The organism is Streptomyces sp. NBC_01717 (genome assembly GCF_036248255.1).
In the GTDB taxonomy this organism is placed as follows: domain Bacteria; phylum Actinomycetota; class Actinomycetes; order Streptomycetales; family Streptomycetaceae; genus Streptomyces.
In genome coordinates this window covers 4994091-5019706 of record NZ_CP109178.1, presented here as the reverse complement: position 1 = coordinate 5019706, position 25616 = coordinate 4994091, and the positions used below count along the sequence as shown (strand labels likewise).

Sequence of the window (25616 nt, the reverse complement as noted above, 5' to 3'; positions counted from 1 at the left end):
GCGTGATGATGACGCACGCGGCGTACGACTGCGATGTGCTGGTGATCGGCGGCGGGATCGTCGGCCTGTCGACGGCGTATGCGATCACGCGGACCGCTCCGGGCACGCGGGTGACGGTGCTGGAGAAGGAGTGGGGCCCGGCGCGCCATCAGACGGGGCGCAACAGCGGCGTGATCCACAGCGGTATCTACTACCGCCCTGGCTCGCTGAAGGCCCGCTATGCGGTGCGCGGCGCCGCGGAGATGGTCGACTTCTGTGCGGAGCACGGCATTCCGCACGCGGTGACCGGCAAGCTGATCGTCGCGACCGAGCGGTCCGAGCTGCCCCGGCTGCACGCGCTGGTGCAGCGCGGCCGGAATCACGGGCTGCCGGTGCGGGAGCTGGGACCTGCGCAGATCGCGGAGTACGAGCCGCAGGTGCGCGGGCTCGCGGCGATCCGGGTCGGGACGACCGGGGTGTGCGACTTCAAGGCCGTCACCGAGCGGTTCGCGGCCGAGGTGCGTGGCGCGGGCGGGCTGATCCGGTTCGGGGCGGAGGTCACGGCGATCGACCGCCGCCCGTGGGGTGTGGCGGTGCGGACGGCGGACGGACGGGTGGTGCGGGCCCGGGTCCTGGTCAACTGCGCGGGGCTGCAGTGCGACCGGGTGGCGCTCCTCGCGGGCGACGACCCGGGCGTGCGGATCGTGCCCTTCCGCGGGGAGTACTACGAGCTGGCCAGGCCGGAGCTGGTGCGCGGGCTGGTCTACCCGGTCCCCGACCCGGCGTTCCCGTTCCTCGGGGTGCATCTGACCCGGGGCCACGACGGCAACGTCCACGTCGGGCCGAACGCGGTGCCGGCGCTGGCCCGCGAGGGGTACGGCTGGCCGGTCGTACGCCCGAACGAGCTCCTCGACACGCTGGCCTGGCCCGGCTCCTGGCGGATCGCACGCAGGCACTGGCGGTACGGGGCGGGAGAGGTGCACCGCTCGCTGTCGAAGCGCGCGTTCACGGCCGCGGTGCGGCGGCTGCTGCCCGACGTCACCGAGGACGATCTGCGTCCCGCCGCGGCGGGCGTCAGGGCCCAGGCGGTGCTGCGCGACGGCACGCTGGTGGACGACTTCCTGATCCGTGAGGCCCCGCACACCGTGCACGTACTGAACGCCCCGTCGCCCGCCGCTACGGCCTCGCTGCCCATCGGGCGGGAGGTGGCACGCAGGGCGCTGCTCCGGGCACGCGGGACGGGATGGAAGCCGCCCGCCGTAGAATCGGGGCATTGTGTCTGAGTCCTTGAATCCCGCCCCCGAGACCGACGAGTCCCACGATCTGCGTGCCGCCGCCTTCGAGCGGCAGCGCAGGCTGCGTCAGGAGCCGCGCTTCCCCGGCGGGCCCGCCGCCGATCCGGCCGGTTCGCACCACGAGCGCCGGATCCGCAGTTTCCAGCCGCGCCGCAGCCGTGTCACACCCGGCCAGGAGGACGCTCTGCAGCGGCTCTGGCCGAAGTGGGGTCTGGACATCGACGGGCAGTCGGTCCTCGACCTGCCGGAGCTGTTCGACGGGCTCCCGGTCGTGCTGGAGATCGGCTTCGGGATGGGTGAGGCCACCGCGCAGATGGCGGCCGACGACCAGGGCACCGGCATACTCGCCGTCGATGTGCACACCCCGGGCCAGGGCAACCTGCTCGGTCTCGCGGACCGGAACGGTCTGTCCAACATCCGGGTGGCCAACGGCGACGCGATCATCCTGCTGCGCGAGATGCTGCCGCCGGACTCGCTCGACGGACTGCGGGTGTACTTCCCCGACCCGTGGCCGAAGAAGCGCCACCACAAGCGGCGGCTGATCCAGCCGGAATTCCTCGATCTGGTGGCGCAGCGGCTGAAGCCGGGGGCCGTGCTGCACTGTGCGACCGACTGGGAGCCGTACGCCGAGCAGATGCTGGAGGTGCTGACCGCGCACCCCCGCTTCGAGAACACCCAGGCGGACGGCGGCTACGCGCCACGGCCCGCGTTCCGGCCGCTGACCCGGTTCGAGGGACAGGGCCTGGACAAGGGCCATGTCGTGCACGACCTGCTGTTCGCCCGCCGCTGAGCCGCTGAGCTGCTGATTTTCCTACGGGGCCGGTACGCATCCCCCGTCGCCCCATGGTCAGTTGTCGGTCCCCCTCGTTAGGGTCATCGGGTGTCCGACGGGTCTGTGCAGCAGAAACAGTCGCAGCCGGCCGTCCCGCTTCTCCAGGAGCAGCGGGTCGGCGAGATCCTGGCGGCCGTGCCGGAACGGGGCCAGTGGCGCTACCGGCCGCGCCGGGTCGGCCTGGTCTGGCGGAGCAAGACGTTCCGTGCCGGTGCGGTCTTCACGGTGCTGGCTCTCTGCGGGCTGGTGATCCTCGCCCTGGTCCGCGATCAGACGGGTACGGAGGGGTTCCTGGTCGGTCTGGGCCTCGCCGTACTGCCCGTACCGCTTCTGATGGCGGCGTTCCGCTGGCTGGACCGGGTCGAGCCGTGGTCCTGGCGGAATCTGCTGTTCGCCTTCGCCTGGGGTGCGTGCGCCGCCGCTCTGGTCGCGATCATCGCGAATTCGTTCGCGACCCGCTGGATCGCGACGGCCACCGCCGACCCGGCGGGCGCGGACACCCTCGGCGCCACGGTGATAGCGCCGGTGGTCGAGGAGAGCGCGAAGGCCGCGGCCGTCCTTCTGATCTTCCTCTTCCGAAGGCGCCACTTCAGCGGCATCCTCGACGGCGTCGTCATCGCGGGCTTCACCGCGACGGGCTTCGCCTTCACCGAGAACATCCTCTATCTGGGCAATGCCTTCGGCGAGGACCAGCAGATCGGTACATCGGGCTTCGCGTCGGTGACGGCCGCGACGTTCTTCGTACGCGTCGTGATGACGCCGTTCGCGCATCCGCTATTCACTGTGCTGACCGGCCTGGGTTTCGGATTCGCGGCGCTCTGCGCACGTCGCCACCGCATCCGCCGGATCCTGCTGCCCCTGCTCGGGCTGATCCTCGCGATGGGCATGCACGCCCTGTGGAACGGCTCGGGATCGTTCGGTCCGTACGGCTTCTATGTCGTGTACGGGGTGTTCATGGTCCCGGTCTTCGGGCTGGTCACCTGGCTGGTGATCTGGTCGCGCCAACGGGAGTTGCGGACACTGGCCACCGAGCTGCCCGCCTATGCGGCAGCCGGCTGGCTCACCCCGGCCGAGCCGCTCGCGCTCTCCTCGATGCGGGCCCGCGGCATGGCCCGGGACATGGCACGCCACCAGCACGCGCGTGCGAACGGAAGCGCGAGTGTCCACGGAAGTGCGACTGCATACAGCACCTCGTACGCAGTGCCGTACACAAGCCCCGGCTACGGCTACCCCGCGCCCGGCCCGCCACCGGTCCACTCGCCGGCGTACGGCGGCAGCCGGGTCGTGGCTCAGGTCCGTCGTCATGCCAAGGCGCAGGCCAAGGCGCGGGGCAGAGCGGCCGCCCGCGCGGTCGCCGAGTACGAGTCGTTCGCGACGTCGCTGGCGTTCCTGCGCCACCGGGCCCGCCGCGGGGCCGCGGACCCGGACTTCGTGGCGCGCGAGCTGGAGCTGCTGCACCATCTCTGGCAGCGCAGGGAGGTGGCCGGACCCGCGCTGACCTACGCGGCGCAGGCGACTGGCCGCCTGCGCCCCCGGTACATACCTACGGGGCCGGCCCCGTACCCGCAGTACGGCGGCTACCGCCCGAACCCGTAGCTGCCACCCCACGCCCAGCAGCCGTATGCCCGGCCGCCGTACGGCAGCGTCCCGCCCCCGCGCTCCCGGTGAGGGCTCAGGCCGACGCCTCGGTGAGCTCCGCCAGTTCCTGTTCGGTCAGCTGAAGGTCGGCCACGGCCACCAGTGCGGGCACCTGCTCGACCGTACGGGCCGAGGCGATCGGCGCGGCGACGGTCGGACGGGCGGCGAGCCAGGACAGGGCGACGGTCGCGACCTCGGCGCCGCGCTCCTTGGCGACCTTGTCGAGTGCGGCCAGGACCTTCTGACCGCGCTCCGACGCCAGGTACTGGCCGGCCTTCTCGGCCCGCGCGCTCTCCACCGACGCACCCGGACGGTACTTGCCGGTGAGGAAGCCCGAGGCCAGGGCGAAGTACGGGACGGCGGCGAGCCCGGCGCGGGCGGCCGTCTCCTGGAGCTCGCCCTCGTACGTGTCGCGGGAGACGAGGTTGTAGTGCGGCTGCAGGGCGACGTAACGTGCGAGCCCCTCGCGCTCGGAGAAGTCCAGAGACGCCTGGAGCCGCTCCGGGCTGATGTTGGAGGCGGCGATCTCGCGCACCTTGCCGTCCTTCACCAGCTGGTCGAGGGCGGTGATGATCTCCTCGACCGGGACGGTCTCGTCGTCGAAGTGCGTGTAGTAGAGGTCGATGTGGTCGGTGCCCAGCCGGCGCAGCGACTCCTCGGCCGCGGCCTTGATGGTGGCGGCGGAGAGCCCCTTGTACGCGGGGTGGGCGCCGACCTTGGTGGCGACGACGATGTCGGAGCGGTTGGAGCGTGCGGCGAGCCACTTGCCGATGACCGTCTCCGACTCGCCGCCCTCGTTGCCGGGGATCCACGCGGAGTACGCGTCGGCGGTGTCCAGGAAGTTGCCACCCGCCGCGACGTACGCGTCGAGTACGGCGAACGACTGCGCCTCGTCGGCGGTCCAGCCGAAGACGTTGCCACCGAGCGCGAGCGGGAAGACCTGGAGGTCGGAAGAGCCGAGCTTACGAAGAGAAGTCATGAATGGATCAACGGACTCCGCCGCGGCCGCTATTCCGTACCGGGGGATGAAAGGGGATCCGCACGGGCATCCGCACGGGCGTCGGCACCGGCGTCGCAAGGACCGGGGACAGCAGACCGGCAGCCCTGACGTCGGGGGGGAGCGTCAGGACTGCCGGGTTCGCGGGGCCGGAGAACCGGCGCGGGCTCAGACGGTGAGGCCCTTGTCGCGCAGCCAGGTCATCGGGTCGATGCCGGTGCCGTCCGGGGTGTGGACCTCCAGGTGGAGGTGGGGTCCGGTCACGTTGCCGGTGGCTCCGACACGGCCGATGGTGTCACCCGTGGTGACCTTCTGGCCGACGCTGACGTCGATCGACGACTGGTGGCAGAACCACAGCTCCGTACCGTCCTCGAGCTCCAGGACCGTGCGGTAGCCGTACGAACCGGACCAGCCCGCCGACTTGACGGTGGCGCTGTGGACGGCCTTGATCGGGGTGCCGGTCGGCGCCGCGAAGTCGAGGCCGGTGTGGTAACCGGAGGACCACATCGAACCGGCTTCACCGAAGGTCGAGGTGATCGTGTACGAGGAGGTGGGGATGGCGTAGGAGGCGGCGAGCTTGGCAAGCCGTGCGGCCTCGGCCTTCGCCTTCGCCGCTTCCTCCGCCTTCTTCTTCTCGGCGGCGGCCTTGGCCTCTGCGACGTCCTGCTTCGCCTTGGCCTCGGCGGCGGCCTTCTCCGCGGCGGCCTTCTCCTCGGCGGCCTTGATCTCCGCTTCGGCGGCGTTCTGCTGCTGCTCGGCCTGCTGGAGGATGCGGGCTCGCAGCGCCTCACCGGCGTCGGTGGTGCCCTGCTCGGCCTCGGCGGTGGTGATGCCGGCACTGGTGAGCGGGGCGGTGGCAGCCGCGGACTTCGCCTGGTCGGTGGCGGACTCGTCGGAGAACAGGGCGCCCACGCCGGGAAGGGACTTGGCGTCGGGGAGGTTGTCCGCGAGAGAGTCGGGAAGGGAGATGGAGACCGGCGGCTTGCTCTGCGCGGTGGCCATGCCACCCGCGCCCACGGCCGCGATGACGCCGACTCCGAGCACCGTGGAGCTGCGGGCGAGCCCGTTGCGCTGCTTGACGACGCGGTGCCTGCCGCGCACGGGGCGGACGGACTCCTCGGTGGGGTTCCATTCCTCCCACGCCCGGTCGGTCTCACCGAAACCGTCGGTCGCGAATTCAGTGGTGAACTCGGCGCCGAAATCGGTTCTCTGCTCGGTTCCGTACTCGGTCGTGAAGTCGGAGCCGAACCGGGAGGGGGCTTCGGGGGCAGGCTTGTTGGACGCCACGGGGGCGCACTCCTTTCCTTCCTTCTCGCCTACCGGGTTAGCTGACGGGTTCGGAGCAGGAAGGTCTCCTACGGATCCCTCTGCCTCTCACGAGACACAGGTGTCCGATTCACCCCATGTAGGTGGTTCCCCGGTTCCCTTACGGAATTCGGCGCTCGCGCACGGTGCCGCCACTGACGACGGCTGGGACAACCGCGCTGCGTTATCGAACGTTAATAGACGGACGGGTCCGATTCCAAGCCGTTCCCACTGATCGTTAACGCCCTTGGCCTGGACTTTACGGGACACAATCGGGCGGAAACGGGCGAGTTGATCGCCACTCAGCCACTACCCGGTTTCTGACGTTGCGTCAAATGTTATGCGGAGCGAGGCCTTTCGATTACGCACGGTGGCATCGCCCTGCGAAGCCCCTTCACCGACTCAGCCCTTCCTCACTCGCATCCCGGCCCACGATCTTCACAGTTCTGCGCCGCTTCGGCTGCCCCTGCGCGGGACGTGCGACCGCGAGCAGCGCCATGTCGTCGGTGGATCTGCCGCCGGTGTGCAGCCGTACGTCGTCGGCCAGCGCGGACAGCAGCTCCTCGGGCCCGGGAAAGATCCGCCCGCGCAGCCGGGCCGCCGGATCGTAGAAGACCCCTTGGGCGTCGCGCGCCTCGGAGAGTCCGTCCGTGTACGCGAGCAGCGTCATCCCGGTGGCCAGCTCCCATACGTCGGCCCGGTCCGTCCACACCCCCAGGTCCATGCCGAGCGGCAGCGCGGGCACCGTCGGGAACAACACCTCCAGCGAACCGTCGGGGTGGAGCAGCAGCGGCTCGGGGTGGCCGCGGTTGACGATCCGCACCTCGGCCGCACCAGGCGGAATCTCGGCGAGCACGGCGGTGACGAACCCCTCGACCGGATCGATCCCGCCCTGCCTCGCCCCCTCCCGCGCCAGCGCCCGCTCCAGCCTCCGCGCCACGCCCTCCAGCGAATCCTCCTGCTCGGCGGCCTCCCGGAACGCGCCGATGACCACCGCCACCGTCCCGACCGCTTCGAGCCCCTTGCCCCGCACGTCCCCGACCACGAGCCGTACTCCGTACGAGCTCTCCGCCACGGCGAACAGGTCACCACCGACGAATTCGTCCGCCTGGGCAGCCTCGTACCGCGCGGCGACATGGAGTCCCCCGATCCGCTCGGACGGCGTCGGCAGCACGGCCCGCATGGCGGTCTCCGCGATGACCCGCGCCGAAGCCAGCTGCTCGTTGCCGCGGCGTACGACCTGGTTGATGACGACGGCGAGGCCCGAGACCGTGATCACGGTGGAGAGCTCGATGGACGGCACGATGTGCAGCAGAGTGCCGCTGGACAACCTCAGCGCGAGGATCGAGAAAATCGCGGCGACGCCGGTAAGGACGGTGTTGGTCAGCGAGAAGAACGGTGCGGCGATCAACGGAGCGGCCACGAACATCGGGACGGCGGTGAAGGGCGGTGGGCTGAGGTAGTCGAACACGAGCCCACCGACGATCATCAGAAACGGCAGCGCACGCACGAACCACCAGGCCCAGCCGCGCACCACGGCACGCCCCCTGGCACGCCCCCGGGCCCGCCCCCCGCGCAGCTCCTTCGCCATCCCCACCTGTGGTCTCCTGCCCGGCGCGCCCTGTGCTGTCCTGGGCGGTGTGCCCTGTCTCATACCCCGTACCCGCACGGCTGTCCCTGCACGGCACACGCACGGCTGACCCTGACCTGTATGCGCACGGCTGCGGACATGCGTCCCGCTTCCCAGGTTTGCCGGAGCGGCGTCGCGCGGCGACTCCTCATCGGCCAAAGGGGGGACGGAAAACACGAATCAGGCCCGGCACGCTTAATGCATGCCGGGCCTGATTCTTCAGTAGCGGGGACAGGATTTGAACCTGCGACCTCTGGGTTATGAGCCCAGCGAGCTACCGAGCTGCTCCACCCCGCGTCGGTAAACACAACTGTACGCCATCAGGAACGCACTGCTGACCACCGATGAAATGGCTGCCCGATCGGACGGCCCCGACGCCCTTCCCGCACCTTTCCCGTCCCGGCCCCGACCGGGTCAGTTCGAGTCGGTGATGCGCGGCGCCGGCTTCGCGCCGACCGCCGGTTTCCCCGCGCTCGCGCTGCGTTGGAGCGAGTGGAGAATGGCCAGCCCCTGGCCCACCACACCCGCCGCCATCTCATTGACCCCGTTGGTGCCGTTGAGCACGGTGAGATTGGCCCCCTTCATCCCGCGGGCGGCCGCGTCGGCCAGCGCCGGCAGGTTCTCCACGATGCGGTTGGCAGCGATCAGTTCCTGGTTGCCGTCCCGGAGCGAGGCGGCGCGGGCGGTGTTGGCGTCGGCCTGCGCCTGAGCCAGGGTCCGTTCGGTGTACGCGTTGCCGTCGGCCTGGAACTTCGCCCGGTCACGGGCGGCCTCGGCGAGCGTGCGCTGCCGGTACGCCTCGGCGTCCGCCGGACGCCTGACCTCCGCCTCCAGCCGCTGTGCGGCCAGCCCGGCCTGCCGCTCGGCCAGAGCCGTCTGCTCCTCGATGACCTCCTGCGACGCCCTGGCCTGGGCCAGCGGTCCGGCCTGGGCGGCGCGGGCGTTGTACTGCTCGGTCTCGGCGAGGAAGCCGGCCCGCTTGATCGCGGTGTCCCGTTCGTACTCGGCCTTGAGCGCCGCGGCCTGCTGCTCGCGCTCGGCCGCTTCCTGGTCGGCCCTGGCCTGGGCGATCCGGGCCTGGCTGGCGACGGCGGCCGCGTGCGGGGCCGCGAGGTTGTTGATGTAGCCGGTGGCGTCGTCGATCTCCTGGATCTGGAGGGCGTCCACGACGATGCCGAGTTTCTCCATCTCGCCGTGGCTGCCCGCGATGACCTCCTGGGAGACCCGGTTCCGTTCCCGGATGATCTGTTCGACGGTCAGCCCGCCGATGATGGAACGCAGGTGACCGGCGAAGATCCGGCCGGCGAGCTCCTCCATCTGGTCCTGCTCGGACAGGAAGCGGCGTGCGGCGTTGGCGATGGAGACGGCGTCGTCACCGACCTTGAAGACGGCGACCGCGCGGACGTTGAGACGGATGCCCTGCTGGGTGACGCAGTCCTCGGTGATCTCCGCCTCGCGCAGCGCCAGGGAGAGCATGCGCGCCTTCTGCTTCACGGGTACGACGAAACTGCCGTGGCCGGTGACGATCCGGAACTGGGTGTCCTGCGTCTGCCGCTTCGATCCGGAGATGAGCATCGCCTCGTTGGGGGCGGGAACGTGCCAGAACAACATGAGCGAACTCCTGCCGTTGGGTCGTTTTCATCGCGGTGTCGGGTTCTCGGCGTCGGTCCCTGAGGTCGGGTCCCGGCTCCGCTTCCTGCGTTCAGGCCGGCAGCCGTTCGACCATCACGCTGCGCGCCGAGACCGAGTCGACGACAACCACACGTTCGTCGCGGTCGATCGACGTCGTCGACCATGCGGTGTAGGCCTCCGACCCACCCCGTACGGCCACCAGCACTTCGCCCGGGCCGTCCTGCGGGATCGGCACGGTCACGCGCCCGATCGCCCCGACCGGGCTCAGGGCGGACTCATCTGCGGCTCTCATACGCCCTCGCCCACGCCTCCCTCATGATTCCAAGGTACTCCGCACCACCCCCTGAGGAACGGCCTCGAACGACGGCGAGCAGGCGGCTATATGTGGTGATATGACTGATTCAGAATTCAGACATCAGTCATTCGACGCTGCGCCACAGCGACGACCAGGGAGCCGAACATGGACGACTACCCCCTGCTCAATCTGTTCTGGACCATGCTCTGGTTCTTCCTCTGGATCATGTGGCTGTTCCTCCTCTTCAAGGTCATCGCGGACATCTTCCGCAGCGACGACCTGGGGGGCTGGGCCAAGGCGGGCTGGCTGATCCTGGCCCTGGTGCTGCCGTTCCTCGGCGTCCTGATCTATGTGATCGCGCGTGGCAAATCCATGGGCAAGCGCGACCTCAAGGAGGCCCAGGAGAGAGAAGCCGCCTTCAAGACGTACGTCCGTGAGGCCGCAGGCACCGGTCACACGGGTGGCGGCACACCGAAGAGCGGCGGCAGCGTCGAGGACCTGGCGAAACTCGCGGACCTCAAGGACCGGGGCGCGATCACGGAAGAGGAGTTCCGGCAGGCGAAGACGAAGCTCCTCATCTGAGCCGTACCGCCCCTCCGGCCGCCACGGCGTACTCCCTCATCCCGGCCGTCCCGGCCCGCAGTGGACCGGGATCCGCTGGATGCGGTTGTTACCGAAGCCGCCGCGGTTCCACGGCTGGGTGAGCGGCTGGACCCGGCCCGCCGCATCGGTGGCGCGGGCGGCGAGGACATGGTTCCCCGGCGTGGCCGTCCAGAACGACTGCCACCGTTGCCAGGCCCAGAGGTGCGCCCCGCTCCTGTCCGGCGGGGCGAGTTCGGCGTCGCACCAGGAGCGGCAGTCGTCCGTGGTCACCTCGACCCGGGTGACCGGCGGCCACCCCGACCAGGCCCTTCCTTCCAGCAGAACGCGGCCGGGGCGTACGAAACGGATCCTGGACATGAAGTCCGGGCACCCGGGCGGGATCATCAGCGCCCGTGGGGCCATCCGGGTGACGGGCCGGCCCGGATCGCCGGGCTCCTGGCGGTAGCGGTAGGCCGTCGCCTGCTGGAATCCGGTGAACGGGGTGCCGGTGAGCCGGATCTCGCGGAGCCACTTCACATGCGCCATGCCGTACCAGCCGGGCACCACCAGCCGTAGCGGATGGCCGTGCTGCGGCGGCAGCGGCCCGCCGTTCATCCGGTACGCCACCAGCGCTGCCGAATCGTCTCCGGCGGCCACGTCCAGCGGCAGGCTCCGCCGGTAGTCCTGCTCCACGCCCCGCTCGACCCCATGGTCGGCCCCGCTGAAGACGACCTCGACGGCATCCGGCTCGATTCCGGCCTCGGCGAGCAGCAGTCGGAGCGGCACCCCGGTCCACTCCGCCGTACCGACCGCCTCCACCAGCCACGGCTGGCTGACCGGGCGCGGTGCGAGCAGGGCCCGGCCGTTGCCCGCGCACTCCATCGTGACGCGGAGGGTGACGGCCGGAAACGACCGGAGGGCCGCCACGTCCAGCGCCAGCGGTCTGCGGACCCGGCCGTGCACGGTGAGCTGCCAGCGCGCGACGGAGGCGTCGGGGACGTACGGGATGTCGTAGTGGACCAGTACGTAGTGCAGTCCGAGCGGGGTGAGGTCGTGACGCAGCGCCTCCAGCGGCAATCCATGGTTGCGCGCCGCGAGAGCGAGTTCCTCCGGGCTGATGCCCTCGCCGGGCCCGGCGAGGCGCCCCGGTGGGCTGAGGTCGCCGGCAAAGGCCCCTGGGCCTTCATCCATGGCTTCATGGTGCGCCCGCCGGCGTCCGGAGCCCACCGCTCCCCGACACCGCATGTCGCTCTTTGCGCGGCTCCGCGCGATTGCACGGCCCCCCGCCCGGCGGGAGCGTGGAGGAATCGGCGGTCCGCGCGCCCGGCAAGGAGACGACCATGGACGGCACCACTCTCGAAGCGATGCGAACCGCGCTGCGTGGCCCGGTCATCGGCCCGCAGGACCCGGAGTACCGCGAGGCGCGCACGGTCTACAACGCCATGATCGACCGGCGTCCGGCTGCCGTGGTGCGGTGCGCGGACGCGGCGGACGTCATGGCCGCCGTCGGCTTCATCCGCGACGAAGGTCTCGAACTCGCCGTCCGGGGCGGCGGCCACAGCGGTGGCGGACTGTGCCTGGTGGACGACGGCGTCACCCTCGACCTGTCGCCCATGCGCTGGGCGCACATCGATCCGAGCACCCGTACCGCCCGCGTCGGCGGCGGCAGCAGGCTCGCCGACCTCGACCACGCCGCCCACGGCTTCGGGCTGGCCACCCCGGCCGGGATCCAGTCCACCACGGGTATCGGCGGCCTCACCCTAGGCGGCGGCCACGGCTATCTCACCCGCAGCTACGGCCTGACGGTGGACAACCTGCTCGCGGCGGACGTCGTACTGGCCGACGGCAGCTTCGTCACCGCGAACGAGAGCGAGAACGCCGATCTGTTCTGGGCGCTGCGGGGCGGCGGCGGGAACTTCGGCGTCGTCACCTCGTTCAGCTTCCGGCTGCACCCGGTGGACACCGTGGGCGTGGCGATCACCGTATGGCCGGTCGACCGGACCCGCGAAGTCCTCGAGTGGTACCGGGACTTCCTGCCGCAGGCGCCCGAGGCGCTGAACGGCTTCTTCGCGGCGCTCAGCGTGCCACCCGGCCCGCCGTTCCCGGAGGAGCTGCACGGCCAGAAGATGTGCGGCGTCGTCTGGTGCTGGACCGGCGACCCCGAACTCCTGGAAGAGACCCTAAAGGTCGTGAACGAACCGGGCCCGCCGGCCTTCCACTTCACGGCACCGATGCCGTACCCCGCGCTGCAGGGCATGTTCGACGAACTGCTCCCGGCCGGTCTGCAGTGGTACTGGCGCGGCAATCTCTTCGACCGGATCACGGACGGCGCCATCGACGTGCACACCAAGTACGCCGAGAACCTCCCCACCGATCTGTCGACCATGCATCTGTACCCGGTGGACGGAGCAGCCCACCGGCTGGGCCCCGACGACACGGCCTGGGCCTATCGGGACGCGGTCTGGTCCGGTGTCATCGCGGGCATCGACCCGGACCCCGACAGCGCCGAGAAGCTCAGGCAGTGGTGCGTGGACTACTGGGAGGAGCTGCATCCGCACTCGATGGGCGGCACGTACGTGAACTTCATCGGCGCGGGCGAGACGCCGGACCGGGTGAGGGCCACCTACCGCGGTCACTACGACAGGCTCGCGAAGATCAAGCAGGCCTACGACCCGGACAACTTCTTCCACGCCAACCAGAACATCACGCCGGCCGAGCAGCACTGACCGGTTCCGGCTCCTCGGTCGTGGACGCCGTCCGGCGAGCGCGACGGCTTCGGCGGTCCTATCGTCAATGTATGGGTGTTTTCGTCAAGTTGGTCGAGGATCGTCCTCCCAAGGAATACGCGGAGCGGGGGGTGGCGGACATCTCGTACACGGACACCACGGACGGCGACTCCGAGGTGGTCTACGAGTACGACGTGCTCCCCAGCGGCGCCTTGAGGGTCCTGCAGGTGGCGAGGGGGGAAGCCCCGGTCGTCCATGCCGTCTACGCGGCGGACCTGTGGTTCCGCGTCGAGGGGCAGTGGCACGGCAGCACGGAATAGACGGGAAAAGAATCCGCTTTTAACCGATTTGCGGTGTATCCTAAAAAGTAAGGACGTACACTCTCACGTGTGGCGCCCTGGAAGGGCCGGCTCCGGTGGCGAGACCAGCGGGGCCGCTTCCATGTCCGCATCGACCCGGTGATGCGGGGATGATGCCCACGCCCATGAGGATCTGCTCCACGGGCGTGCAGTCTCCGTCCTGCACCGGCGGAGTGCGGCAGCCCTGCGGATACGAGCTGGCCCCACGGATCGAACGGCATGCCCGAACCGTCCGTTCACCCCACCTGGAAGGAGCGCCGCTCGTGTCCTCGTGACCGGCGGTTCGTTACCCCCGGTGTGATCATCTCTACCGTCGCCCGGCGCCTGGCCGCCGTCTGGCTGACAGCAGCCGCCCTGGCCGCACCCCTGCTCATGTCCCCGACCGCACACGCCGACTCCCGGGAAACCGTCCTCTTCCTGACCGTCTCCGGCAGCGAGAACACCTGGATCCGCGGCATCGCCCTCCAGTGTCCGGCCACCCCCGAGGGCCACTACCCGAGGGCGGCGGAGGCGTGCGCCGCGCTGGACGAGGCCGGTGGCGACTTCGACAGGCTGCCCGGCGACCCGCACCTGTGCCCGCTGATCCACGACCCCGTCACGGTCACCGCGAAGGGGACGTACGACGGCGACACGGTGGACTGGCAGCGCACCTACCCGAACGCCTGCGTCATGGAGGCGGCCGCGGGACCCGTCTTCGCGTTCTGATCCGGGCCTCGGGTCCCGAACGCCCCTGCCCGGCCCACGCGCCGGGCAGGGGCCTTGCGCTGTCCTGCGGGCCGGGGGAGAGGCACTGTCCGGCCGAGGGTGTTCCGCCGTACGTATGGCGATGCTCACCCGGCCGGAACGATCTCGCCGGTCAGCGCGAACAGTAGAGTTTCGGCTGCGTCAGCCCCCGAACACCGAGGTACCGGCCGTGATCCCCACAGAGCCCGCAATACCCCCGCCACCTGCGCCGACCGTGGTGGGGATCGGCGCCGACGGGTGGGCGGGGCTGCCGGAGAACTCGCGCGCGGCGCTGCTCGACGCGCAGGCGGTGATCGGCGGTGCGCGGCAGCTGGATCTGCTGCCGCCGGTCTGTACGGGGCGCCGTGTGCCCTGGCCCTCTCCGCTGCGGCCCGCCGTGGCCGGTCTCCTTGCCGCGCATCGGGGGCTTCGGGTCGCCGTGCTGGCCAGTGGCGACCCCATGTTCTACGGCATCGGGCGCGCGCTCTGCGAGGAGTTGGGTGCCGGAAACCTCCGCGTCCTGCCGCATCCGTCGTCCGTCTCCTATGCCTGTGCCCGGCTCGGCTGGCCGCTGGAGGACACCGAGGTCGTCACGCTGGTGGGCAGACCCACCGCCCGGCTGGCCGCCGCCCTGCACGAGGGCCGGCGGCTGCTGGTGCTGAGCGCGGGCGCCGGAACCCCCGGTGAAGTGGCCGCGCTGCTGCGCGAACGCGGTTTCGGGCCCAGCCCGATGCGAGTGCTGGAACAGCTCGGCGGCGAGGCCGAGGACTGTGTCACGGGGACGGCCGACGGGTGGGCGCACCCGTCGGGCGATCCGCTGAACGTCATTGCGGTCGAGTGCCGGCGGGCCCCGGACGCACTGCGGCTCGGCGCCGTACCCGGCCTGCCGGACGACGCTTACGAGCACGACGGACAGCTCACCAAGCGTCATGTCCGCGCCGCCACCCTCGGGGCACTGGCCCCGGCACCCGGCGAGCTGCTGTGGGACGTCGGCGGCGGTTCCGGATCGATCGCCGTCGAGTGGATGCGTACGCACCCGTCCTGTCGCGCCGTCACTGTCGAGCGCGACCCCGTACGGGCCGGGCGCATCGCACGTAACGCTGATCGGCTCGGCGTCCCCACGCTGCATGTGGTCACCGGCCGGGCCCCGGAGGCGCTCGCCGGACTGCCGGTGCCGGACGCCGTGTTCATCGGCGGTGGGCTGACCGTGCCGGGACTGCTCGACGCCTGCTGGGACGCGCTGCCGCCCGGCGGACGGCTGGTCGCCAACACCGTCACGCTGGAGTCCGAGGCGCTGCTCGCCGAGCGGTACCGGCGCCACGGCGGCGAGCTGGTGCGGCTCACGGTGGCGCACGCCGTGCCGGTCGGCGGCTTCACCGGCTGGCGGCAGGCCATGCCGGTCACCCAGTGGTCCGTGTGCAAGCCCGCCGGCACCTCCCCGATCCCGTCCTCACCGTCCTCATCAGGAGAGAACAGATGACCGTGTACTTCATCGGCGCCGGGCCCGGCGCCGCCGACCTGATCACGGTGCGCGGTGCCCGGACGCTCGCCGCCTGCCAGGTCTGTCTGTACGCGGGCAGCCTGGTCCCCCGCGAACTGCTCGCCGAATGCCCCCCGGACGCCCTGCTCGTCGACACCGCGCAGCTCAACCTCGACGAGATCACGGACGAGTTGGTACGCGCCCACGAGGACGGGCACGACGTGGCCCGGCTGCACTCCGGCGACCCGTCGGTCTTCAGCGCGGTCGCCGAGCAGATGCGGCGTCTCGACGCGGCAGGTGTGCCGTACGAAGTGGTGCCCGGCGTCCCGGCGTTCGCGGCGGCCGCCGCCGCGCTGAAGCGGGAGCTGACCGTGCCGACCGTCGGCCAGACCGTCATCCTCACCCGGATCGCCCACCGCGCCACAGCCATGCCGGACGGCGAGGACCTGGCGACGCTCGGGCGCAGCGGTGCGCTGATCGTGCTGCACCTGGCCGCCCGGTACGTGGACCGGGTGGTCGAGGAGCTGCTGCCGCACTACGGGGCCGACTGCCCGGCCGCCGTGGTGGCCATGGCGTCCCGCCCGGACGAGCTGATCCTGCGCGGTTCGCTGAGCGACATCGCCGAGCAGGTGAAGGCCGCCGGAGTGATCCGTACCGCCGTCATCATGGTCGGCCGCACGCTGGGCGCCGAGCAGTTCCGCGACAGCCACCTGTACTCGGCGGAGCGCGACCGGCACGTCTGCTGACTCCCCGGGGGCGCCGCCCCCGGGCCCCGGCCCTCACTCGCCGGACGGGCTTGAACACCGATCCCGTCCCGTGATCGCGGACTCCAGGGAAGGGGCGGGGTGGGGGAGACCGAACGGTCAGTGGACTCCGCTGCGGCCGACGACCGTGCCCGCCCGGTCGATGCATATGACGTCCACGGCCACCGGCGCCCCGCGCAGCACCGACAGCGCCTGGTCGCGCGCGGCCACCGCGACCAGGTCACCCAGCGGGACCCCGGCCGCCGCGCACAGCTGGAGGGCGGCCAGGCCCGTGTTGGCGTCCGCCACTTCGGCGGCCAGGGCCGCGTCCGCGCCGCCCTGCCGGGCGAGTTCGGCCAGGAACCCCTTGTCGACCTGGGAGCGGGCCGAGTGCAGATCGAGATGGCCGGCAGCGAGCTTCGACAGCTTCGCGAACCCGCCGCAGACCGTCAGCCGGTCCACCGGATGCCTGCGTACGTACTTGAGCACCGCTCCCGCGAAGTCCCCCATGTCGAGCAGCGCGATCTCCGGCAGGCCGTACTCGGCGACGACGGTCTTCTCCGAGGTCGACCCCGTGCACCCCGCCACATGCGTGTGCCCCGCCGCGCGGGCCACGTCCACGCCGCGGCGGATCGAGTCGATCCACGCCGAGCAGGAGTACGGGACGACGACCCCGGTCGTGCCGAGGATCGACAGACCGCCCAGGATGCCCAGGCGCGGGTTCCACGTGGAACGGGCGATCTCCTCACCGTGATCGACGGACACGGTGATCTCGACGTCGCCTGTGGCCCCGTGGTCCGCAGCAACGCGCGCGATGTGGTCGCGCATCATCTGCCGCGGCATCGGGTTGATCGCGGGCTCGCCGACGTCGAGCGGCAGACCGGGGCGGGTCACCGTGCCCACCCCCGGACCGGCCCGGAACACCACACCCGAACCGGGCGGCAGGCGGCGCACGGTGGCCCGCACCAGCGCGCCGTGCGTCACGTCCGGGTCGTCCCCCGCGTCCTTGACCACGCCGACCGTCGCCCGCTCCCCGTCGAGTTCCTCGACCGCCAGCGCGAACGCGGGGGTCTGGCCCTTCGGCAGGGTGATGGACACCGGGTCGGGGAAGTCGCCGGTCAGCAGGGCCGTGTACGCCGCGGTCGTGGCCGCGGTCGCACAGGCACCGGTCGTCCAGCCGGGCCGCAGGCCGGTGTGTTTGAGTTGGGCGCTGCGCCCGCCCTTCGCCTCACTCATGTCTGGACCGATCCCATGCACGTACTCGTCCTCGGTGGCACGACGGAGGCCCGCCGCCTCGCCGAGAGCCTGGCGGGGGCGCTCCCGGCCGGGGCCCGGGTCACCAGTTCGCTCGCCGGCCGGGTGGCCAGTCCGAAGCTGCCGCCCGGCGAGGTGCGGGTCGGCGGGTTCGGCGGAGCCGACGGGCTCGCCGAGTGGCTGCGTACGCACCGGGTCGACGCGCTCATCGATGCCACCCATCCTTTCGCCGGAACGATCAGTTTCCATGCGGCGTCGGCCGCCGCCGCCGCCCATGTTCCCCTGCTCGCGCTGCGCCGGCCCGGCTGGGTGCCCGTCGACGGCGACCGCTGGCATCCGGTCGGATCCCTCGACGAGGCGGCTGCCGCCCTGCCCGCGCTGGGCCGTCGCGTCTTCCTGACCACGGGCCGGATGGGGCTCGCCGCCTTCGCCGGCCTCGACTCCCTGTGGTTCCTGATGCGGTCCGTGGACGCCCCCGACGGACCGCGCCCGGCGCGGATGGAGATCCTGCTGGACCGGGGGCCCTTCACGCTCGACGGCGAGCGCGAACTGATCCGCCGTCACCGCCTCGATGTCCTCGTCACGAAGGACAGCGGGGGCGACGCCACCGCACCGAAGCTGGCCGCCGCCCGGGAGGCCGGCATCCCGGTGGTGGTGGTCCGCAGGCCGCCGGTCCCGGAGGGCGTGCCCGTGGTCGGTACGCCGGAACTCGCCGTGGACTGGCTGGCCGGCCTGCGCGGCTGAGAGCCTGTCGGGTGACCTTCGTCCGCCCCATCAGAGGTCACCCGACAGGCTCTGAGGCCGGACCTCAGACCTCCGGGTACCGCCGCGGCGTCCACACGATCTGCCGGCCGTCCCCCCGCCGCACCGACCGCGTCTGCGAGGAACCGACCAGCAGAATCGTCCGCATGTCGACCTCGGCCGGTTCCAGCTCGGCCAGGGTGACGATCCGTACGCTCTCCGAGGGCCCGCCGACATCCCGGCCCACCACCACAGGAGTCTCCGGCGAACGGAGCTCCAGCAGCAGGTCACGGGCCTTGCCGACCTGCTCGGTGCGGGTCCGCGAACCCGGGTTGTACAGCGCCAGCACCAGATCCGCCGCCGCGGCCGCGCGCAGCCGGGTGGCGATCACCTCCCACGGCTTGAGCCGGTCGGAGAGCGAGATCGTGGCGTAGTCGTGGCCGAGCGGCGCGCCCGCACGGGCGGCGACGGCGTTGGCCGCGGTCACGCCGGGCAGCACCCGCACGGGCACCTTCGCGTACGCGTCCTGCGAGGCCACCTCCAGCACGGCGGTCGCCATCGCGAAGATCCCCGGGTCGCCGCCCGACACCACGGCCACGCGGCGGCCGCGTCGGGCCAGGTCGAGGGCGAACTCGGCGCGCTCCGACTCCACCTTGTTGTCCGAGCCGTGACGGGCCTGCCCGGGGCGGACAGGGACGCGGTCCAGATACGTGGTGTAGCCGACGAGGTCGTCGGCGGCGGCCAGCGCCCCGCGGGTCTCCGGGGTCAGCCACAGCGGTCCGGCGGGACCGGTACCCACGACCACGACCTCACCGGTGCCGGCCGCGTCCGCACTCGCTTCCGGGCGAGATGCGTCGATCCGGCTGGGCAGCACCGCGACGGCGAAGTACGGCACGGAGTCCGGGTCGGTGTCCGCCAGATCGCCGGTACGCTCCCCGGCCATCGTGGCGCGCTCCACGTAGTGCGCCTCGTCCAGCCGCCCCGACGCCTCGAAGGCGCGGCGCACCGCGGGGAACGTACGCCCCAGCTTCATCACCACGGCGGCGTCGGTGGCGGCCAGCCTGGCCGTCAGCTCCTCCTCCGGCAGGGTGCCGGGCAGGATCGTCAGCACTTCTTCGCCCTCGGCGAGCGGGGTGCCGAGCCGGGCGGCGGCCGCGCTGACCGAAGTGACGCCGGGGATCACCTCGGTGGGATAGCGGTCGGCGAGCCGCTTGTGCATGTGCATGTAGGAGCCGTAGAACATCGGGTCGCCCTCGGCGAGCACCGCCACCGTCCGTCCGGCGTCCAGGTGCACCGCCAGCCGGGCCGCGGCCTCGCCGTAGAACTCCTCCATCGCACCCCGGTAGCCCCCGATGGAGCGTGCGATGGACCGCCCGTGGCGGGCGCTGTGATAGGCGATGACGTCGGCCTCGGCGATGATCTGCACCGCGCGTACGGTCATCAGTGCCGGATCGCCGGGCCCGAGTCCCACCCCGTACAGCCGGCCCGTGTTCTGTTCGCTCACTCTTACTCTTCCTCGCTGGCGATCGCGTTGAGCGCGGCCGCGGCTATGGCACTGCCGCCGCGACGGCCCCGTACGACCAGGTGTTCCAGACCGGACGGATGGTCGGCCAGGGCGTCCTTGGACTCAGCGGCTCCGACGAAGCCGACGGGCACACCGATGACTGCGGCCGGGCGGGGAGCACCCTCCTCGATCATCTCGAGCAGCCGGAACAGCGCGGTCGGCGCGTTGCCCACGGCCACCACCGCCCCTTCCATGCGGTCCCGCCACAGCTCCATCGCGGCGGCGCTGCGGGTCGTGCCCAGCTTCGCGGCGAGATCGGGGACCGAGGGGTCCGACAGGGTGCAGATGACCTCGTTGTCGGCGGGCAGCCGCTTGCGGGTGACACCGCTGGCGACCATGGCCACGTCGCACAGGATCGGCGCGCCGGACCGCAGCGCCCGGCGGGCGCCGGCCACCACGCCCGGGGTGAAGTCGATGTCGCGTACGAGGTCGACCATGCCGCAGGCGTGGATCATGCGGACCGCGACCTGGCTGACGTCGGCGGGCAGGCCCGCGAGATCCGCCTCGGCGCGGATGGTGGCGAAGGACTGGCGGTAGATCGCCGGTCCGTCCTTCTCGTACTGGAACACGGTGGTTTCGCTCTCTCCGGTCGGTGGGTGGTCGGGCTGACAGAGTGTGGGGCGCTGGGGCCGGTGGTTCAGCTACAGGTACTGCGGGCTGCCGTCACCGCGGCGGCCAGGTCGGACGGGTTGCCGTGGACCGTCGCCGGGGCGCCCCGCACGTCTCCGCGCACCCGGGACACCTGGTGCCCGCCGGGGACGGCGACGACGTCGACCCAGCTGCCCTTGGGGTGGCCGCACCGGCGTTCACAGCCCGACCAGTACACCGGGAGTCGCGCGATGCCCGGCTCCCCCGCCGTCACCGTGGCCTCGGCGTCCCGCCGTACATCGGCCAGGGACTTCGCACAGCCCGGCCGGCCGATGCAGGCCGCGACGCCGGTCCACGCGGAGTCGGGCCCGGCCACCAGTCCGGCCGCGCCCCACTCGGCCAGCCGAGCCGCCGCCCGGTCGCGCGCCACACCTGTCACGACGACGCTCCGCCAGGGGGTCAGCCGCATCTCACCGCCCGCGCGGGTCAGGCTCTCCCACTGCGCACCGGTGACGCGTCCGAACGGCACACCCACACAGAGCGCGGCCGGGCCGGAGGTGCCGACGAGTCCGTACTCGGGCTCCTGTGTCGCCGTCGGCGGCGGTACGTGCTCCACGTGACGGGCCGCGTCAACGCCGTCCGCACGCAACGCCGTTCCCACTGTCGCCAGCAATTCCTCGGAAGGGAGCGGCAGTTCGCTCACCCGCCAGGCGCCCGTCTCCCGCGCCACGTCCACGAACGTCTCGGCGGCAATGAGCGCGGCACGGGGCGCATCCGCCCCGGAGACCCTCAGAACCGCCCCCGCGGTCCCGGTCCGCAGCAGCGCACTGCCGTCGCTCCGCCCCAGCAACGTCACATCCGCACCCAGGGCGTCCACGTCACCGCGGCCGTCGTCGAGCGCGAACAGAAAGCGGCCGGACAACCCGGCCGCTTTGTCACTTCCGCACAACAGTCCGTCCAGCTCGGTCAGCCACGGCCGGACGTCCGACCGGCCCCGGCCGTCCAGCCCGGAGAGCGGGGAGGCCACCACGTTACGTATCCGCTCATGGCGCCGGGACGGCAGCAGCCCTGCCCCGCCGAGGAGTTCGGCGAGCCGTCCGCCGCACTCCTGGCCGAGCCCGCGCAGCTGGACATTGCCCCGCGAAGTGAGATGCAGCTCACCGTCGCCCAACTCCCGTGCGGCCTCCAGGAGCACGTCCGCCTGCCGGATGCTCAGCACACCACCGGGGATCCGTACCCGCGCCAGCGCGCCGTCGTCCGCCCGGTGCAGCCGCAGCGACCCCGGGCAGGCATCGCCACGGTCCCGGGTCGGGGGCTCCCCCTGGGCCGACGGCGGAGTGGGCGAAGTGGACATGGCGGCGAGCATACCGACCATCATCCTGAGCTGTATGAATCCCATCCGATGTATGACCCTTACTATGCCTAGCAGCGGGCCACCCGGCCCGGCATCGCCGGAGACGGCGACGTGGGAGGAAGCCCGGTGCGAATCCGGCGCGGTCCCGCCACTGTGAGTCCGGCTGCAACGGCCGGGCGAGTCAGGAACTCCCTTCCCCAAGGTCTCGATCCCTTTCGAGCAGGGGAGAACTCCATTCCGACACCGCCCGGGGCGTGGACACCCCGAGGAAGGCCCGACGCCGCATGATCCTGCTCCTGTCGACGTCCGACACCGACCTGCTCAGCGCCCGCGCCGCGGACGGTCCGGTGACCTACCGCTACGCCAATCCCTCGCGCCTGCCGCTCGACGACCTCCCGGCTCTCCTCGACGGCACCGACCTCGTCGTCGTACGCCTCCTCGGCGGTGTCCGTGCCTGGCAGGAGGGGCTCGACCAAGTCCTCGCCACCGACAGGCCGGTTGTCGTCCTCACCGGTGAACAGGCACCCGACGCCCAGTTGATGGCCGCCTCCACCGTGCCGATCGGGATCGCCGCCGAGGCCCACGCCTACCTGGCGCACGGCGGCCCGGCCAACCTGGACCAGCTGGCCCGGTTCCTCTCCGACACGGTCCTGCTGACCGGCCACGGCTTCGAACCCCCGGCGCCCGCCCCCTCCTGGGGCCCTCTGGAGCGCACCGCGCGCGTCACCGACGGTCCGACCATCGCGGTGCTCTACTACCGCGCCCACCACATGAGCGGGAACACCGCGTTCATCGACACGCTCTGCCGGGCGGTCGAGGACGCGGGCGCCCGCGCCCTCCCCCTGTACGTCGCCTCGCTGCGCACCCCGGAACCCGAGCTCATCGACGAACTGCGCGCCGCTGACGCCATCGTCACCACCGTCCTCGCCGCGGGCGGCACCCGGCCCGCCGAGGCGTCCGCCGGCGGCGACGACGAGTCCTGGGACGCGGGCGCGCTCACCGGCCTCGATGTGCCGATCCTGCAGGCGCTCTGCCTGACCGGCTCGCGCAGCGACTGGGAGGACAACGACGAGGGCGTCTCCCCGCTCGACGCGGCCAGCCAGATCGCGGTCCCCGAGTTCGACGGCCGGTTGATCACCGTCCCGTTCTCGTTCAAGGAGATCGACGAGGACGGCCTGCCCGCATACGTCGCGGACACCGAGCGCGCAGCCCGGGTCGCCGGAATCGCCGTACGCCACGCACGGCTGCGCCACATCCCGGCCGCGGACAAGCGCCTGGCGCTCGTCCTCTCCGCGTACCCGACGAAGCACTCGCGTATCGGCAACGCGGTCGGCCTAGACACCCCGGCCAGCGCGGTCGCCCTGCTGCGCCGGCTGCGCGCCGAGGGTTACGACTTCGGTCCCGAGGCCGACCTCCCCGGCCTGGTCTCCGGGGACGGCGACGAGCTGATCTACGCCCTGATCGAGGCCGGCGGCCACGACCAGGAGTGGCTGACCGAGGAGCAGTTGGCCCGCAACCCGGTCCGGATCCCGGCCGCCGACTACCGGCGTTGGTACGCCACACTGCCGGAAGAACTCCGCGTCGCCGTCGAGCAGCACTGGGGCCCGCCCCCCGGCGAGATGTTCGTGGACCGCTCCCGCAACCCCGAGGGCGACATCGTGCTCGCCGCCCTGCGCCGCGGGAACCTCCTGATCCTCATCCAGCCGCCGCGCGGCTTCGGCGAGAACCCGATCGCGATCTACCACGACCCCGATCTGCCGCCCTCGCACCACTACTTGGCCGCATACCGCTGGATCGCGGCCGACCGGGGCGACGGCGGCTTCGGCGCCGACGCGATGATCCACCTCGGCAAGCACGGCAACCTGGAGTGGCTGCCCGGCAAGAACGCGGGCCTGTCCGCCGCCTGCGGCCCGGACGCGGCACTGGGCGATCTCCCGCTCGTCTACCCGTTCCTGGTGAACGACCCGGGCGAGGGTACGCAGGCCAAGCGCCGCGTCCACGCCACCCTGATCGACCACCTCGTACCGCCGATGGCACGCGCGGACAGCTACGGCGACATCGCACGCCTGGAGCAGCTCCTCGACGAGCACGCCCAGATCGCCGCGATGGACCCGGCGAAGCTGCCCGCGATCCGCGCCCAGATCTGGACCCTGATCCAGGCCGCGAAGCTCGACCACGACCTGGGGCTCGACGACCGCCCGGACGACGAGGGCTTCGACGAATTCATCATGCATCTGGACGGCTGGCTCTGCGAGATCAAGGACGCCCAGATCCGCGACGGGCTGCACGTCCTGGGCGGCGCACCGGCCGGCCCGGACCGGGTCAACCTGGTCCTCGCGATCCTGCGCGCCCGCCAGATCTGGGGCGGTACGGCGTCGCTGCCGGGCCTGCGCGAGGCACTGGGCCTCGACGAGTCCGCCGCCACCCGCACCACGGCGGACGAGGCCGAGGAGCAGGCTCGCGCCCTGGTCCAGGCGATGGAGGACGCGGACTGGAACCCGTCGGCGGTCGCGACCGTGGCGGCGGCCCACCCTCAACCGGTCCGGGACATCCTCGACTTCGCCGCCCGCGAGGTGGTCCCCCGCCTCGCCGCCACCACGGCGGAACTGGACCACACCGTCCACGCCCTGAACGGCGGCTTCGTCCCCGCGGGCCCGTCCGGCTCCCCGCTGCGCGGCCTGGTCAACGTCCTGCCGACCGGTCGCAACTTCTACTCCGTGGACCCGAAGGCGGTCCCGTCCCGGCTCGCCTGGGAGACCGGCCAGGCCCTGGCCGACTCGCTCCTGGAGCGCTACCGCACCGACAACGGCGAATGGCCCACCTCGGTCGGCCTGTCCCTGTGGGGCACCAGCGCGATGCGTACGTCGGGCGACGACGTCGCCGAGGCACTGGCGCTGCTCGGCATCCGACCGGTCTGGGACGACGCCTCACGCCGCGTCACCGGCCTGGAGCCGATCGACCTCGCCGACCTGGGCCGCCCGCGCATCGACGTGACCCTGCGCATCTCCGGCTTCTTCCGCGACGCGTTCCCGCACACCATCGGGCTGCTCGACGACGCGGTACGCCTCGCCGCATCCCTCGACGAACCCGCCGACCACAACCACATCCGCGCCCACGCCCAGGCCGACCTCGCCGAACACGGCGACGAACGCCGCGCCACCACCCGTATCTTCGGCTCCCGCCCCGGTACGTACGGAGCGGGCCTCCTCCAGCTCATCGACAGCCGCGACTGGCGCACCGACGCCGACCTCGCCGAGGTCTACACGGTCTGGGGCGGCTACGCCTACGGCCGCGAACTCGACGGCCGGCCCGCCCGCGACGAGATGGAGACGGCCTACAAGCGGATCGCCGTGGCCGCCAAGAACACGGACACCCGCGAGCACGACATCGCGGACTCGGACGACTACTTCCAGTACCACGGCGGCATGGTGGCCACCGTCCGCGCCCTGCGCGGTACGGCCCCCGAGGCGTACATCGGCGACTCCACCCGCCCGGAGACGGTCCGCACCCGCACCCTGGTCGAGGAGACGTCCCGGGTCTTCCGCGCACGCGTGGTCAACCCCAAGTGGATCGAGGCGATGCGCCGCCACGGCTACAAGGGCGCCTTCGAACTGGCCGCGACGGTCGACTACCTCTTCGGCTACGACGCGACAACGGGCGTGGTCGCCGACTGGATGTACGACAAGCTCACCGAGACGTACGTCCTGGACCCGACCAACCGCGAGTTCCTCCAGCAGGCCAACCCCTGGGCCCTCCACGGCATCGCGGAACGCCTCCTGGAAGCCGAGTCCCGCGGCATGTGGTCCAAGCCCGACCCGACGGTCCTGGAGGCGCTGCGCCAGGTGTTCCTGGAGACGGAGGGGGACCTGGAGGGCGAGGACTGACCCCGACGGGCGTGG

Annotated in this window: 21 protein-coding genes, 1 tRNA gene and 2 riboswitches; of the genes, 11 read left to right on the top strand and 11 right to left on the bottom strand. The window is 71.7% G+C overall.

The window, feature by feature from the left end:
* Positions 1 to 5 precede the first annotated feature (5 nt).
* From lhgO to OHB49_RS22730, 3 genes are all read left to right on the top strand, one after another.
* A complete protein-coding gene (lhgO, locus tag OHB49_RS22740; protein ID WP_030979918.1) occupies positions 6 to 1262 on the top strand; it encodes an L-2-hydroxyglutarate oxidase in 1257 nt (418 codons plus the stop codon).
* Complete coding sequence (trmB, locus tag OHB49_RS22735; protein ID WP_329162551.1) at positions 1255 to 2064, top strand: tRNA (guanosine(46)-N7)-methyltransferase TrmB; 810 nt, start codon at positions 1255 to 1257, stop codon at positions 2062 to 2064. The genes lhgO and trmB overlap by 8 nt, the downstream gene beginning before the upstream one ends.
* A gap of 90 nt (positions 2065 to 2154) precedes the next feature.
* Positions 2155 to 3702, top strand: a complete 1548-nt coding sequence (locus OHB49_RS22730; RefSeq protein ID WP_329162550.1) for a PrsW family intramembrane metalloprotease — start codon at positions 2155 to 2157, stop codon at positions 3700 to 3702.
* Between the two features lie 76 nt (positions 3703 to 3778).
* Here the strand turns inward: OHB49_RS22730 and OHB49_RS22725 are convergent, their stop codons facing one another.
* From OHB49_RS22725 to OHB49_RS22700, 6 genes are all read right to left on the bottom strand, one after another.
* The gene (locus tag OHB49_RS22725) at positions 3779 to 4723 is read right to left on the bottom strand and encodes an aldo/keto reductase (protein ID WP_329162547.1); all 945 of its coding nucleotides are present in this window, start codon (positions 4721 to 4723) and stop codon (positions 3779 to 3781) included.
* Between the two features lie 186 nt (positions 4724 to 4909).
* Positions 4910 to 6028, bottom strand: coding sequence for a M23 family metallopeptidase (locus tag OHB49_RS22720; protein WP_030979922.1), 1119 nt, complete (start codon positions 6026 to 6028; stop codon positions 4910 to 4912).
* Positions 6029 to 6039: 11 nt separating this feature from the next.
* A riboswitch (cyclic di-AMP (ydaO/yuaA leader) is annotated at positions 6040 to 6192 on the bottom strand.
* A 248-nt stretch (positions 6193 to 6440) separates the two neighbouring features.
* A complete protein-coding gene (locus tag OHB49_RS22715; RefSeq protein ID WP_329166586.1) occupies positions 6441 to 7637 on the bottom strand; it encodes a PP2C family protein-serine/threonine phosphatase in 1197 nt (398 codons plus the stop codon).
* A gap of 262 nt (positions 7638 to 7899) precedes the next feature.
* Positions 7900 to 7973, bottom strand: a tRNA-Met gene (locus OHB49_RS22710).
* A 117-nt stretch (positions 7974 to 8090) separates the two neighbouring features.
* Positions 8091 to 9287 (bottom strand): SPFH domain-containing protein, encoded by a 1197-nt coding sequence (locus OHB49_RS22705; protein WP_030979924.1) that lies wholly within the window; start codon positions 9285 to 9287, stop codon positions 8091 to 8093.
* A gap of 91 nt (positions 9288 to 9378) precedes the next feature.
* Positions 9379 to 9600, bottom strand: a complete 222-nt coding sequence (locus OHB49_RS22700; protein WP_030979925.1) for a hypothetical protein — start codon at positions 9598 to 9600, stop codon at positions 9379 to 9381.
* 168 nt (positions 9601 to 9768) lie between these two features.
* Here OHB49_RS22700 and OHB49_RS22695 point away from each other — a divergent pair, with 168 nt between their 5' ends.
* The gene (locus OHB49_RS22695) at positions 9769 to 10185 is read left to right on the top strand and encodes an SHOCT domain-containing protein (RefSeq protein ID WP_030979926.1); all 417 of its coding nucleotides are present in this window, start codon (positions 9769 to 9771) and stop codon (positions 10183 to 10185) included.
* Positions 10186 to 10221: 36 nt separating this feature from the next.
* Here OHB49_RS22695 and OHB49_RS22690 read toward each other — a convergent pair whose 3' ends face one another.
* Positions 10222 to 11376, bottom strand: a complete 1155-nt coding sequence (locus OHB49_RS22690; protein WP_329162539.1) for a sulfite oxidase — start codon at positions 11374 to 11376, stop codon at positions 10222 to 10224.
* A 149-nt stretch (positions 11377 to 11525) separates the two neighbouring features.
* On the opposite strand from OHB49_RS22690, the gene OHB49_RS22685 reads away from it, so the two are divergent.
* The 5 genes from OHB49_RS22685 (at position 11526) to cobM (ending at position 16219) form a co-directional block, all read left to right on the top strand.
* Positions 11526 to 12911 (top strand): FAD-binding oxidoreductase, encoded by a 1386-nt coding sequence (locus tag OHB49_RS22685; protein WP_030979927.1) that lies wholly within the window; start codon positions 11526 to 11528, stop codon positions 12909 to 12911.
* A gap of 71 nt (positions 12912 to 12982) precedes the next feature.
* Entirely contained in the window at positions 12983 to 13231 is a 249-nt protein-coding gene (locus OHB49_RS22680; RefSeq protein ID WP_030979928.1) for a hypothetical protein, read from the top strand.
* 336 nt (positions 13232 to 13567) lie between these two features.
* Complete coding sequence (locus OHB49_RS22675) at positions 13568 to 13975, top strand: SSI family serine proteinase inhibitor (protein WP_234433063.1); 408 nt, start codon at positions 13568 to 13570, stop codon at positions 13973 to 13975.
* Positions 13976 to 14183: 208 nt separating this feature from the next.
* On the top strand, positions 14184 to 15473 hold the full coding sequence (gene cbiE, locus OHB49_RS22670) for a precorrin-6y C5,15-methyltransferase (decarboxylating) subunit CbiE (protein WP_329162534.1): 1290 nt from the start codon (positions 14184 to 14186) through the stop codon (positions 15471 to 15473).
* Complete coding sequence (cobM, locus tag OHB49_RS22665; RefSeq protein WP_030979931.1) at positions 15470 to 16219, top strand: precorrin-4 C(11)-methyltransferase; 750 nt, start codon at positions 15470 to 15472, stop codon at positions 16217 to 16219. The genes cbiE and cobM overlap by 4 nt, the downstream gene beginning before the upstream one ends.
* 117 nt (positions 16220 to 16336) lie before the next feature.
* On the opposite strand, the gene OHB49_RS22660 is transcribed toward cobM, so the two are convergent.
* Positions 16337 to 17452, bottom strand: coding sequence for a cobalt-precorrin-5B (C(1))-methyltransferase (locus tag OHB49_RS22660; protein ID WP_030979932.1), 1116 nt, complete (start codon positions 17450 to 17452; stop codon positions 16337 to 16339).
* Positions 17453 to 17467: 15 nt separating this feature from the next.
* Here OHB49_RS22660 and OHB49_RS22655 point away from each other — a divergent pair, with 15 nt between their 5' ends.
* Positions 17468 to 18214, top strand: coding sequence for a cobalt-precorrin-6A reductase (locus OHB49_RS22655; protein WP_329162531.1), 747 nt, complete (start codon positions 17468 to 17470; stop codon positions 18212 to 18214).
* Positions 18215 to 18278: 64 nt separating this feature from the next.
* Here the strand turns inward: OHB49_RS22655 and cobJ are convergent, their stop codons facing one another.
* The 3 genes from cobJ to OHB49_RS22640 form a co-directional block, all read right to left on the bottom strand.
* Positions 18279 to 19715, bottom strand: a complete 1437-nt coding sequence (gene cobJ / locus OHB49_RS22650) for a precorrin-3B C(17)-methyltransferase (protein WP_329162529.1) — start codon at positions 19713 to 19715, stop codon at positions 18279 to 18281.
* Positions 19716 to 19717: 2 nt separating this feature from the next.
* Positions 19718 to 20344, bottom strand: coding sequence for a precorrin-8X methylmutase (locus tag OHB49_RS22645; protein WP_030979935.1), 627 nt, complete (start codon positions 20342 to 20344; stop codon positions 19718 to 19720).
* A 68-nt stretch (positions 20345 to 20412) separates the two neighbouring features.
* Entirely contained in the window at positions 20413 to 21729 is a 1317-nt protein-coding gene (locus tag OHB49_RS22640) for a cobalamin biosynthesis protein CobG (RefSeq protein ID WP_329166584.1), read from the bottom strand.
* 82 nt (positions 21730 to 21811) lie between these two features.
* Positions 21812 to 21908: riboswitch (cobalamin riboswitch) on the top strand.
* Positions 21909 to 22001: 93 nt separating this feature from the next.
* Here OHB49_RS22640 and cobN point away from each other — a divergent pair.
* Positions 22002 to 25601, top strand: coding sequence for a cobaltochelatase subunit CobN (gene cobN / locus OHB49_RS22635; RefSeq protein WP_329166582.1), 3600 nt, complete (start codon positions 22002 to 22004; stop codon positions 25599 to 25601).
* Positions 25602 to 25616: the final 15 nt, after the last annotated feature.

Coding starts and splice junctions, on each gene's coding strand:
- cobM (WP_030979931.1), top strand. CDS start 15,470: ATGACCGTGTACTTCATCGGCGCCGGGCCCGGCGCCGCCGACCTGATC.
- OHB49_RS22680 (WP_030979928.1), top strand. CDS start 12,983: ATGGGTGTTTTCGTCAAGTTGGTCGAGGATCGTCCTCCCAAGGAATAC.
- OHB49_RS22655 (WP_329162531.1), top strand. CDS start 17,468: ATGCACGTACTCGTCCTCGGTGGCACGACGGAGGCCCGCCGCCTCGCC.
- OHB49_RS22715 (WP_329166586.1), bottom strand. CDS start 7,637: ATGGCGAAGGAGCTGCGCGGGGGGCGGGCCCGGGGGCGTGCCAGGGGG.
- OHB49_RS22705 (WP_030979924.1), bottom strand. CDS start 9,287: ATGTTGTTCTGGCACGTTCCCGCCCCCAACGAGGCGATGCTCATCTCC.
- OHB49_RS22660 (WP_030979932.1), bottom strand. CDS start 17,452: ATGAGTGAGGCGAAGGGCGGGCGCAGCGCCCAACTCAAACACACCGGC.
- OHB49_RS22685 (WP_030979927.1), top strand. CDS start 11,526: ATGGACGGCACCACTCTCGAAGCGATGCGAACCGCGCTGCGTGGCCCG.
- OHB49_RS22695 (WP_030979926.1), top strand. CDS start 9,769: ATGGACGACTACCCCCTGCTCAATCTGTTCTGGACCATGCTCTGGTTC.
- OHB49_RS22690 (WP_329162539.1), bottom strand. CDS start 11,376: ATGGATGAAGGCCCAGGGGCCTTTGCCGGCGACCTCAGCCCACCGGGG.
- lhgO (WP_030979918.1), top strand. CDS start 6: ATGATGACGCACGCGGCGTACGACTGCGATGTGCTGGTGATCGGCGGC.
- OHB49_RS22700 (WP_030979925.1), bottom strand. CDS start 9,600: ATGAGAGCCGCAGATGAGTCCGCCCTGAGCCCGGTCGGGGCGATCGGG.
- cobN (WP_329166582.1), top strand. CDS start 22,002: ATGATCCTGCTCCTGTCGACGTCCGACACCGACCTGCTCAGCGCCCGC.
- OHB49_RS22725 (WP_329162547.1), bottom strand. CDS start 4,723: ATGACTTCTCTTCGTAAGCTCGGCTCTTCCGACCTCCAGGTCTTCCCG.
- OHB49_RS22640 (WP_329166584.1), bottom strand. CDS start 21,729: ATGCTCGCCGCCATGTCCACTTCGCCCACTCCGCCGTCGGCCCAGGGG.